The following is an 8,588-nucleotide window of genomic DNA, read 5'->3' as shown; positions in this document are numbered from 1 at the left end:
TGACACCATGATGTATTCCGCAGCAGCACTATCCTTTATGCTGAAGACCCCTGTGCCAATAGTCTTTGTCGGATCCCAGAGAAGTGCAGACAGACCAAGCAGTGATAATGCCATGAACGCCATCTGTGCAACAAAGGTTGCGGTCAGCGATATTGCAGAGGTCTGTGTTGTCATGCACGACACTACCTGCGACGACAGATGTGCCATTCATTTCGGAACGAAGGTCAGGAAAATGCACACATCGAGAAGAGATGCATTCCAGTCCATCAACTCAGACCCTATAGGCCATATCGACCATTCGACCCATAAGATAGAGACCATACTCCCGTTTTCAAAACGCGGTAGCCAAAAACTTGAACTGAAGAACACCCTTGAATCAAAATGTGCCCTTGTAAAGTTCGTCCCGGGTGCTGATCCAGAAATTCTTTCCTACTACATTGATTCAGGGTACAAAGGCCTCGTGATAGAAGGGACCGGGCTGGGACATGTTTCAACCGACTGGATACCGAACATCAAGCGTGCCACTGAAAGTGGAATACCGGTAATAATGACATCACAGTGCCTGAACGGCCGTGTCTGTGACAGAGTATATGATACTGGAAGAGATATTCTAAAAGCAGGTGCCATTGAAGGAGAGGATATGCTTCCCGAAGTCGCATTGGTAAAACTTATGTGGGCTTTAGGACAGAGTGATGATGTGGAAAAAGTTAAAGATATGATGAGATTAAACATTGGCCATGAAATGACCGATAGTACATTGAAGTGAAATTGCTTCAACTTTTTTTAGTGAAATAATTTTAAAAAAAGAAAGATATTGGTGCAGTCATGCACCATACTCTTTAAAATTTTTAGAATCTTACGTCGAGGTCAGCAATCATCTGCTGAGATGTTACATCAATGAATTTGACGTTGAGTGTATCACCGGATATTGCAATATCATCTATATTGGCAGCATTACCAGCAACACCAGCCTCACCAAGTTGTGGATAAGTACCATTGAAGTATACGTACAATGTTTCTCCAGCAGTGAACTCAGTGTCACTGGAAGCGTTGAAAGTAATTGTACCATCTGTACTAGTATTCCCAGATACAATGACAGTAGTATGTGCAGAGTCCAAAATAATGGCATCCCCGCCTTGGTGCTCAAGCTTGATAATGTTGCTACCATCTGAATCTGCACTTCCTCTTACACTTGCCTGTGGAGCCATTTCTGCTGGTCCCATTCCAAACACGAATGCTGCAATGACAGCAGCAAGGATCACAGTGATAGCGACCATTAGGATAACACCAATGACCGGAGACACTGCATCTTCATTTCTATTCATCTTTAACATATTAATATTCCTCCATAGATCGTTACTAATCAATTAGAACCACTTTGTTGCTTCTTCTGCACTACCTTTTCAAGCTTCCGAGTCCACATTTCATCATTCATTTCAGTGTACTCGCACTCAAGATAATGCTGGACCGCTATGCTCAAAGATTCCTTTGTAGACGGCTCATTTGTCTTTTTCTTGAGTTCTTCAAGCTGGTCCTCAGTAAGCACAGTTTGGGCATGTACTATTTTCATGAGAACTTCTCCTGATTAGTTTAGTAATGTGAATTAACACATCCCATCCCCATCATAATTATTATTATAAGATGTATGATATATAACGCTTTCGGTATTATAAAGAATAGAATATAAAAATGCAAAAAAAGAAGCCTCTCGGTAATGAAAATTAATAAAAAAGAATACATAATAAAAAAGAGAAGAAAGAGAAGCTCCGAAGGAGCTTCAAAGTATCCATATCATGTTATGATCTTATCTAGCTGGCCGGATTCAATAGCACGGCGTACCTCAAAGGCAACACGCCTTCCAGTACTCATAGGTTTACGCCATAGTGTATTGGCGTATGGATGTCCAACGGACATGTGAACGTTCGTTCCGCCGCCAACCCTTGGAGCAACATCATAGATGTGGAAGTTCAGATCCTTATCAATGCAGGTCTGGAGACAGAAAGGACCAATGACCCCTGGGTCATAGAACTCCTTAGATGCCTTGATATACAGTTCTGAAAGTTTGAAAACCTCCTCAAGGAGAGATTCACGAAGTGTTGCAGAATTGTGACCACATACCGTGTACTCAGGAGTTAACTGGTGCTCAGCGAGATTCATCTGCTGTGGTGCCGGAAGCCTGACATGACCATCCAGACTTGTCTCGAACCTCCAGTCAATACCAAGAATCTCGGTCTTGTTCATTTCTTCCTCGATAGGAGAATAGAACATATCAAAATTGAAGACCGGACCAATAATATAGCGCTCGATCCTTGCTTCTGCAAGGGCTTCCCTTGTAATTACACCCTGTTTGATAAGGGACTCGGACTTCTCCACATATTCACTGTAAGTTCCGGCAGTGAAGAAACCACGCTCAAGTTTCTTTACTGCATGAGGGAGCTTTACCATTACAAGCTCATCGATATCTTCAGGATCGTTTATCCTTTCAGGGAATGGAAGCCCTGCCTTCTCAAGAAGCCAGTAATAGTCCTGGTCCATACCGCGCTCCTCACTTCGAAGCATGTTCCTGCTTCCGACCATTGGCACACGGAAATCGTTCTCGACCTCATCGATGTCACAGTAGGAAGTAAAGGACCTGTTAGGTATGAAAAGAACGTTGTCATCCACAAGTTTCTGCTGGTTCTCTGGAAGCATGAGCTCATTGAACTTATCATATACAACATAATCATCAACGATACCGCGCACAACATTGCCATTAGCGTCCCTTTTTGACTTGAAGTACTCGGTATATGTCTTTTCACGACCAGCCTGGCATATTGCAAAGGTCTCGAAGTTTTCCTCGATAGCACCGTCAAATACATCCAATCCTGAGTGAGAGGCAACTGTACCGATCTTTATGTCATCAGTATAATAGCTCTCCGCAATCTCAATAATCTCTTTCCTGTCGATCATCCTTTTTGTTCTCCGGGTTTTTGTGATACAATGGAACATGCGTTATAAAAGACTTATTCTTACTACAACAAGAGAAAGACCATAATTCTAAAAGGTGACGAAAAGGTCAGATCAGCCCGGTGAACAATGCGATCAATAAAGGAGTTATGAAAGTTTCAATGGCTGCTGCCACCAAAAGCAAAGGAGCGATGAAACGGAAGAAAACATTCAGACCCTGCAAGAACTCCTTTTTGATATCAACATCCTTGCCAGCCAGTCCATTGAACACAAGCAGACCCATCCTCAGCCCCATTGCAGCCGAGATCAGTATCATGGGCAGTTCTATCACACCATGCGGAAGAATTGCTATGGCAACATAAGCAAGACCATTATCCATTGATTCGAGATATGTGATCACCCCAAGGATATAACCGTTCGAGACCACGAACAACAGGGGAATTATGCCAAAGCCCAATCCGAACACGAATGCAATGAGGCTTTTTATGGCATTGTTGAAAAAGATGAAAAGCATTATTTCAAAAGCGTTAAGGCTTCTGATAAGTTCCACAAGTTCCTCCAGCCCTTCAAGGGAGAGGGTGGAAGAAGAAGGATCAAATGCCGTATGAGCATAACCGACAATTGTAGAGATAATGAACAAGAGAACAATGATACCTATTTCCGGCATGAGACCACGAAGATACTCACGCACATTGCAGCCACCATTGCAAGTATTTCTCCCGTATTCGGTATCAACAGAAATATCGTTGCTCACATCCATTTTCATCAGATCCCGAGTGCCATTCTGATAGTGTTCCTGCACGCAGGTGAAAGACCAAGGATGATTATCACCATCTTAACGAACGTCCTCAATCTCTTTGATTCCTCATCGGCAACGAATTGCGTGTCTATAATATAGATCACCGGAAGGAAGATAGCCAGTTTCAGAGGGAACATGACAAGCGCAGTACCGGTCAGATCGATCAGATAAGCAGGAACAACGTGCTTTTCATAGTACCCAAGGATATCAACACCGATAAACGTAGAAGACGCATCCAGAAGATGAGACCAGATGATCATCATGTTCAGAGGGTCCCTTACAAAGGACACACCCGCCTTATCAAAAGCAAGATATATTGCTCCTGCAAGGACCGTCCCCAGTGAGACGATGGCAACAAGAATGAACGGGCGAGTGATATCTTCCACTATGAGAAGGGTTATGATGTTAATTACGAACCAGCATAAGCCAAGTAATGCAAAAGGCACCTTCCAGTCAGAGACCTTTTCTGAAGAAGCTATCAATCTGGACAACAGCAGACAGAACACTGTGACCATGAACACAAAGAAATAGATATTTGGAGTGATGAACAGATAGCTTAAAGGTGCCTCAAAAACACCCGCATCCTCGATCACCCTTAAAGATGAGCCTGCCAGTATGAAAGGGACTATGGAAAATACAAACTTGTCATCAACCTCGACATTCCATTTCTCAAGCAACCAGGCAACCGCAAAAACACAAATTCCCAGTATCAGTGCCCAGGTAAGGGTATTCACTACATTGTATCCACTATCCTGAAAGATCGGTTCAAGATAATAACGGTTCACAAATTCCAAGATCTTATCTACATAAGGGCACATTATTTCTCACTGTTGCAAAAGCTGTAGGAATAACCTAATAACACTAATGCTTAATAATATATGGTGTCAGAAATACAGATAACCATATACACATGGATGTGACGCATGATATGAACGGACAGAAGAAATGGATGCAGCTACCAAGAAATGTTGTGATAGGAAATGGCGTCATCAACGAGGTAAGAGATGTCTGCACAGACCTGAAACTTATCGACAACGCATTAGTGGTCACAGGAAAGAGTACCAAAGGGATAGCAGGTGAGATCGTTCAGGATTCATTGCAGGATGTAGGCCAGAACGTCGAGCTGGTGATCTCGGAATCAGCATCCATGAAAGAAGTTGAAAGGATAAGGAAGCATGCAATAGAATCAGGCACCAAATACTTTTTGGGTGTGGGTAGCGGTAAGACCATCGATGTCGCGAAACTTGCTGCCACTGAGCTGGAAGTGCCTTTCATAAGTGTCCCGACAGCTGCCTCGCATGATGGTATCGTCTCTTCGAGAGCTTCCATAAAAGATGGGAAGACCACGACATCGATCCAGGCTAACGCACCAATGGCAGTTATTGCGGATACGGAGATCATAGCCAATGCGCCTTACAGATTATTAGCAGCAGGCTGCGGTGACATCATCTCGAATTGTACTGCAGTGCTTGACTGGCAACTTGCGAGCAGGCTACAGAATGTGCCGTTCAGTGAATATGCCGCCGCACTTGCAAGCATGACCGCACAGATACTTATGGATTCAGCAGATTCGATAAAACCCGAACTTGAGAGTTCTGTCAGAATGGTCGTTAAGGCACTTGTATCAAGCGGGGTCGCAATGAGCATTGCAGGTTCATCAAGACCTGCATCCGGATCTGAGCATATGTTCAGCCATGCCCTTGACCGGATAGCAGATGAACCGGCACTTCACGGCGAACAATGTGGTGTTGGTACAATATTGATGATGTACCTTCATGGCGGTGACTGGAAAAGGATAAGTGATGCTTTAAAGCTGATAGGAGCACCCACTACTGCCAAAGAGCTGGGTATTGAAGATAAGTATATATTAGAAGCACTTGTACTCTCACATACTATCAGACCTGAAAGATATACCATACTTGGCACAGGGCTGACACCTGATGCCGCTGAAATAGTCGCAAGGAAGACAAAGGTCATATCCTAAAAAAAGGTCTGAATTAAGGGATTATCAGTATATCTTTATCTCTATAAGAAGAGCGGGTTTGATAAACCCAAAAATTATCGTATTATTACTAAGGTCATTACGATCTCATAACACAAGGTGATTAAATGGAGGACATGGATACCACTATAACGCTCATTGGAACCAGACTCGCAAAAGAAGGTGCAGAGTTCTTCTTCGATGGAGAGACGCCGGAATGCGAGCAGTGCAAACTGAAAAACACCTGTATGAGCCTTGAAAAAGGAAAGAAGTACAGGGTAGTAAAAGTAAGGAACAATACCCTTCATGAGTGTTTTGTCCATGATAAAGGAGCAATGGTCGTCGATGTTGTTAAAGCACCGATCTTTGCATTACTGGACTCGAAAAAAGCTATCGAAGGTTCAAAGATAAGATATCAGCCACCAAAATGTGATGAGAAACTGGATGCTGAGACGTATGAGCTTTGCTATCCAAAAGGACTTCGCAACGGAGACAGGTGCACCATTCTGAAAGTGATGGGCACTGTAGAGATGGAAGCTGACCCCTCAGTTACATTGAAGAAAGTCGAGCTATTACCCTGACTCGAATGTCTTTTATATTAATACCGGAACATGTCCTAGATATACCCAATAAGTGAAAATTGAAAGAGGTACTAAAATGTCGGACACACATGAAAAAATCGACCATGAATTTTATACAAAAGAGCGCTGGAGCAACTGGCTCGGTCAAGTGAAAGAAAGCGGATTCGAGTTCAAGGAAGAAGAGGAAAACACCGGGAAAGAAGGTGCTATTTTTGTCAGTATGGAAGATGACATCATTCTCGCATGCCTGAAGGTCATTGCAAAATACGAGAATAAGACACTTCCTTTAGATGATGCGATCGCGATAATTAAGGATATCAGAGATATTACACTCGAAGAGGTCGAACCTGTGTCCGAGGACATTGATATGATGCTCGAGTCTGTACAGACAGCCCTTGCAGGAAGCTTCGCAGCATGCGAGTGCTACATAGCAGGCGACTTTGATAAAGAATCAAGCATCGAAGATCTCATTGCAGTAGCGATCGAATATGAAGAAGCAGAAGATATTGATTCGGCTATAACATGCATTGCACAGGTCGGAGCACTTATACTGGACGGTAAAAATCTGCCAGAAGCTGCTATGGAAGATCTCCCATACGGCCTTGTTGCAGAATGGCTCGATGGTATTGATTCCGTTGAAGCTGCCATGATCGGAGCTGATGGTTACAAAGAGGATGACGGAGAAGACGACGGCTCCTGATTCTTTTTTTTATTGACATTTTTTTCTTATTTTATTGACCATATCATCTACTTGCGTTCCTGATATTTATTTCACTGGTTTTAAGTGCTATTTTTCATTTCAGAGTTGATTCATGTTTTCTTTACAGTATTTGCACCCACACAAATTTCATTTTTATAAGGTGTACATAGTACTACCAAAAACAAATCCGAATTGTTTTTATGTAATCACAATATCATAGGAGTAACACAAATGGTGTGCAAACGTATGAACACTGTGCCAAATTAAAGCTTTTCGAAAATGAGAGGATGAGATGAATATTGATTGTCTCGCATTCCTTATTATAGAAAAGCAAAACTATTTGAAAGTAAAATCTAAAACATTAGAGGTATAAAAAATGACCGAAAAGATAGGGATCTTAGCCATTGGACACGGAAGCAGACTGCCTTACAATAAAGAAGTTGTATCAGAGATAGCAGCTACAATTGCAAAAAAACATCCTGAGTATGTGATAAAAGCAGGTTTCATGGAGAACACAATTCCAACAGTTGTGGAAGCTCTTGCTGATTTCGAAGGCACAGGCATTACAAAGATCGTAGCCGTACCTGTATTCCTTGCATCAGGAGTTCATATCACAGAAGATATTCCGGAAATACTCAAACTCGACCCTGAGACAAATGAAGGAAAGATCACCGTGGATGGAAATGAAGTACCGGTCACTTTTGGAAAACCACTCGGACACCACGAACTTCTTGCAGATCTCGTATTCGAGAGAGCAATGGAAGTAATGTAAACAGACCAATAACTATGAACGCAGGTCAGAAGGATGCAGTCGTGCTCGACCTGACGCACGCCGGAATTCCTGTTGCAAAAGAGATGGCACGGCTTGGATATAATGTCCGTGCCATCGATGTCTATGATACACTGGACGATGTGACAATATCTGATCTGCAAACATTTTTTCCTGTTCTTTCTTCAAAGGACGAATTTGAGCTAAAACCTACGGAAATCGTTGTAGCTCCAGTTCATCTTGACCCGGATTTCAAAGTACTCAAAAGTGCAAGAAAAAAAGGGAACCCTGTTGTCACGCATCATAAAATGGTGGGACAGCTTATCAATGAAAGTGAACGTCTTGCCGGACAAAGGGTCATTGAGATCACCGGTACAAAGGCCAAGACAAGTACTGCATCCATTCTGGCAGATATTATTTCAAGGAAACAGACAGTGCTACTTCATACATCCAGAGGACTTGAATACTGGAAAGAGGGTATTGCCACAGTCATCCACAAAGGGCTGAGCATTGCACCCGGAAGCATCCTCATAGCCATTGAGATCATGGAAAAGGAAAGGCTCAGACCTGACGTAATTATTTTTGAAACATCCATTGGAGGCACCGGATGTGCGGATATTGGAGTTATCACATCACTGGAACTGGATTACAGGATAGCCTCGGGCACTGCATGGGCAAGTGATGCTAAATTGCAGATGGTGGAAAATGCAAAGGCTGACAGTATTCTATTGATCAGTTCAAACGCAGAAAAAGCCATAGCTTCTACCCGGGAAAAGAATATCGACACGATAACTTTTAGCGATGAAGCTGAC

General features: G+C 42.8%; 10 protein-coding genes and 1 pseudogene. 6 read left to right on the top strand and 5 right to left on the bottom strand.

Annotated features, from left to right (window positions below; translation table 11 throughout):
- Positions 1-766 (top strand): Glu-tRNA(Gln) amidotransferase subunit GatD (gatD, locus tag QAS77_RS08490; RefSeq protein WP_305064932.1); only part of this gene is annotated, 766 nt, incomplete at its 5' end.
- Between the two features lie 82 nt (positions 767-848).
- Here gatD and QAS77_RS08485 read toward each other — a convergent pair.
- The 5 genes from QAS77_RS08485 to QAS77_RS08465 all read right to left on the bottom strand — a co-directional run bounded on the left by QAS77_RS08485 (position 849) and on the right by QAS77_RS08465 (position 4,563).
- Positions 849-1,334, bottom strand: coding sequence for a type IV pilin N-terminal domain-containing protein (locus tag QAS77_RS08485; RefSeq protein WP_305064930.1), 486 nt, complete (start codon positions 1,332-1,334; stop codon positions 849-851).
- A 29-nt stretch (positions 1,335-1,363) separates the two neighbouring features.
- Positions 1,364-1,570 carry a DUF5371 family protein gene (locus QAS77_RS08480; RefSeq protein ID WP_250868332.1) on the bottom strand — a complete coding sequence of 69 codons (207 nt, stop codon included), beginning with the start codon at positions 1,568-1,570 and terminating at the stop codon, positions 1,364-1,366.
- A 221-nt stretch (positions 1,571-1,791) separates the two neighbouring features.
- Entirely contained in the window at positions 1,792-2,949 is a 1,158-nt protein-coding gene (locus QAS77_RS08475; RefSeq protein WP_305064928.1) for a formate--phosphoribosylaminoimidazolecarboxamide ligase family protein, read from the bottom strand.
- Positions 2,950-3,055: 106 nt separating this feature from the next.
- Entirely contained in the window at positions 3,056-3,712 is a 657-nt protein-coding gene (locus QAS77_RS08470) for a stage II sporulation protein M (RefSeq protein WP_305064927.1), read from the bottom strand.
- The gene (locus QAS77_RS08465) at positions 3,712-4,563 is read right to left on the bottom strand and encodes a DUF63 family protein (RefSeq protein ID WP_305064925.1); all 852 of its coding nucleotides are present in this window, start codon (positions 4,561-4,563) and stop codon (positions 3,712-3,714) included. Before QAS77_RS08465 ends, QAS77_RS08470 begins: the two co-directional genes overlap by 1 nt.
- Positions 4,564-4,655: 92 nt before the next feature.
- Between QAS77_RS08465 and QAS77_RS08460 the strand changes: the two genes are divergently transcribed.
- The 5 genes and pseudogenes from QAS77_RS08460 to QAS77_RS08440 all read left to right on the top strand — a co-directional run.
- The gene (locus tag QAS77_RS08460) at positions 4,656-5,729 is read left to right on the top strand and encodes an NAD(P)-dependent glycerol-1-phosphate dehydrogenase (protein WP_250868328.1); all 1,074 of its coding nucleotides are present in this window, start codon (positions 4,656-4,658) and stop codon (positions 5,727-5,729) included.
- A gap of 125 nt (positions 5,730-5,854) precedes the next feature.
- On the top strand, positions 5,855-6,307 hold the full coding sequence (locus QAS77_RS08455; protein ID WP_305064923.1) for a UPF0179 family protein: 453 nt from the start codon (positions 5,855-5,857) through the stop codon (positions 6,305-6,307).
- 76 nt (positions 6,308-6,383) lie between these two features.
- On the top strand, positions 6,384-7,007 hold the full coding sequence (locus QAS77_RS08450; RefSeq protein WP_305064921.1) for a DUF2150 family protein: 624 nt from the start codon (positions 6,384-6,386) through the stop codon (positions 7,005-7,007).
- A gap of 376 nt (positions 7,008-7,383) precedes the next feature.
- Positions 7,384-7,779 (top strand): sirohydrochlorin nickelochelatase, encoded by a 396-nt coding sequence (gene cfbA / locus QAS77_RS08445; RefSeq protein ID WP_305064919.1) that lies wholly within the window; start codon positions 7,384-7,386, stop codon positions 7,777-7,779.
- Between the two features lie 14 nt (positions 7,780-7,793).
- A pseudogene (locus QAS77_RS08440) lies at positions 7,794-8,588 on the top strand (Mur ligase family protein); the annotation flags it as partial.

The sequence above is a fragment of the Methanococcoides sp. genome (assembly GCF_030594565.1).
In the GTDB taxonomy this organism is placed as follows: domain Archaea; phylum Halobacteriota; class Methanosarcinia; order Methanosarcinales; family Methanosarcinaceae; genus Methanococcoides; species Methanococcoides seepicolus.
This window is presented reverse-complemented; position numbering and strand designations above follow the sequence as displayed.